The sequence below is a fragment of the Candidatus Zixiibacteriota bacterium genome, from assembly GCA_014728145.1.
GTDB lineage: Bacteria > Zixibacteria > MSB-5A5 > JAABVY01 > JAABVY01 > WJMC01.
In genome coordinates, this window is the sequence record WJMC01000107.1 from 1 (window position 1) to 2,760 (window position 2,760).

Annotated in this window: 2 protein-coding genes; one reads left to right on the forward strand and one right to left on the reverse strand. The window is 50.9% G+C overall.

Annotation, left to right across the window (positions count from 1 at the left end; translation table 11 throughout):
- Positions 1-34: 34 nt before the first annotated feature.
- Positions 35-1,732 carry an NAD+ synthase gene (locus tag GF404_06885; protein MBD3381905.1) on the reverse strand — a complete coding sequence of 566 codons (1,698 nt, stop codon included), beginning with the start codon at positions 1,730-1,732 and terminating at the stop codon, positions 35-37.
- Between the two features lie 132 nt (positions 1,733-1,864).
- Between GF404_06885 and GF404_06890 the strand changes: the two genes are divergently transcribed.
- Positions 1,865-2,760: Glu-tRNA(Gln) amidotransferase GatDE subunit E (locus GF404_06890; protein ID MBD3381906.1), on the forward strand; the 896-nt coding region annotated here is incomplete at its 3' end.

Consider the following 2,760-nt stretch of genomic DNA (forward strand, 5'->3'; position numbering starts at 1 on the left):
CTGCTTTTCTGATCACAAGCTTGGATATTGAATGCTAAAAATACTTCTGCGTGATCGGCATACGCCGATCGCGTCCGAAAGCGCGCGGGGTGATCTTGATTCCCGGGGGCGACTGGCGTCTTTTGTACTCCGACATATCGACCAGACGTATTATCCGCCTGACCAGCTTGCGTTCGTAACCGGCATTGACGATCTCGCGCTGGCCCATGTCGCTTTCAATATACATCTTCAATATCGGATCGAGCTTTTCGTAGGGCGGAAGGTTGTCGGTATCTTTCTGGTCGGGGCGAAGTTCGGCCGAGGGTGGTTTGGTGATGATCGAACGCGGGATAATCGTTTTTCCCCGCAGGTGATTGTAGTAACGCGCCAATTCGAACACCAAAGTCTTGTAGACATCCTTGAGTACAGCGAAACCTCCCGCGGAATCGCCGTAAATAGTAAAATACCCGACTGAAACTTCGGATTTATTTCCGGTCGTCAGTACAATCCAGTTAAACTTGTTCGAAAGTGCCATCAGGATATTACCACGAATCCTGGCTTGCAGGTTCTCCTCGGTGATATCTTCTTTTAAGCCTGCAAACTGCTCCGACAGGAGAGCTTTGAAATGCGCAAAAGGTTCATCGATTGCTATCTCGATCAAGTCGACATCCATGTTTTCAGCCAGCTTGCGCGCATCGCGATGTGATTGTTTTGATGTATATTCAGACGGCATGAACACCAGGTGCAGATGGTTCCTCCCCAACGCCTGCTCTGCGACAGCCGCGGTTAAAGCCGAATCTATTCCACCCGAAAGCCCGACCACGACCTCGGAGAAACCGTTCTTGCCGACATAATCACGCAGTCCCAGAACCAGCGCATCGAAAACTTCCTGTTCGGGTTTGAGTGGTTCGGGCAATTTATATGGTTTCTTCCTGCGTTTGCGCGAGGGCTTGAATTGGTCGAGCCTGATTTCCTCAACTTTGGGAAGCTGGGTCGGTATTTTAAATGAATACATCCGCTTGGTCACAGCCGAGGGGAGAATGTCGGCAACCACCAGGTCCTCCTCAAAGGCCTTACCGGCCGCCAGAAGTTCACCGTCGGGCATAAACACCATCGAGTTGCCGTCGAAAACCAGCTCATCCTGACCGCCCACAAGGTTGCAGTAGGCAAAATAGATATAGTTGGAACGCACAATCCGGCGAATCATATCCTGGCGGACTTTATTTTTATGAATATGGTAGGGCGAGGAAGATATATTTATCACCAGGTGAGCACCGTGCAAAGTCAATACTTCGGTAATCCCGGGCGAAACCCAGATATCCTCGCAGATATTTACCCCGAAACGAATCTTGCCGAGATCGAATATCATAGTTTTTTGTGCCCCAGAGAAGTAGCGCTTTTCATCGAAAACACCGTAATTCGGCAGGCAGAACTTGTCAATTCTGGCAATCTGCTGACCGCCGTGAATTATCGCCGCCGAATTCAGACCGGTCTTATCCAGATGAGGATAGCCGACAACCTGGATCGGTCTGATTTTTTCACGCCTGAGCTTCCTCAGGGATTTTTCGATATCGTCATGAAATGCCCGTTTTAAAAGCAGATCCTCGGGCGGATAACCACATAGCGCGAGTTCGGGATAAACCACGATATCGGCTCCGGCCACTTCCGCCTCGCGCCCATAATCGATGATCTTTTCGAGATTGTGGGAAAGATCGCCAACGGTTAAGTTGATCTGTGCTAAGGCTATTCGAATCCTGTCCGGCATAGCTCTTAATTAAAGCATTTCCAAGACGATGTCAATTCACAAAAAAGTGCTGAAAGCGCTTGCAAAGCGGTCGGCGGTTTGCTTATATTGATCTTTTTGATGTGAGAAAATTCACAAATTATGGATTACGATAATCTGGACGACAACCTCTTTCGCGACCTCGGCTTCAAATGCGGGCTCGAGGTCCATCAGCAACTCGATACGGCCAAAAAGCTGTTTTGCCGATGTCCGGTAGGCTACACCAACCAGCCCCCCGATTCATTGATTGTACGGCATATGCGACCGACCCTGTCGGAATTGGGTGAGTACGACGGCACCGCCCTGATGGAGTTCAAGACCAGAAAGGAAGTTGTCTACGAGCTTTTCCGGGACTGCGTATGCACCTACGAGATGGACGACACTCCGCCGTTTCCGATCAACCAGGAGGCGCTCGACTATGCTATCCAGATTGCGATGATGTTCAACTGCCAGGTGGTTGACGAACTTCATATCACCCGCAAGCAGTACCTCGACGGCTCGATTCCGACCGGTTTCCAGCGCACAGCCATAGTTGGCGTGGAGGGATGGATACCGTATCGGGGACGCAAGATCAGGATATACCAGCTGGCGCTGGAAGAGGATGCCTGCCGGGAGATGCACGATATCCGTCACCAGGTCCGTTTCCGCACCGACCGCTTGTCTACGCCATTGGTCGAAGTGGTCACTTACCCGGATATGCGGACGCCGACCGAGGCTATGGAGGTCGATGAAATTATCGGGCGGGTACTGCGTTCCTCCGGCAATGTCCGGCGCGGGATCGGTGCCACCCGCCAGGATGTCAATGTTTCGATTTCAGGCGGTACTCGCGTGGAGCTGAAAGGTATCGACAAAACCGGTTATATCAAGCGCCTGACAGAAATCGAAGCACTCCGGCAAAAAGCCCTGCTCGAGATAAAAAAAGATCTCGGTGTCCGCGGGATTTCATCCGATACAATCCATGCCGAAAAAAAGGATTTGAGCGACATATTTAAAAATAC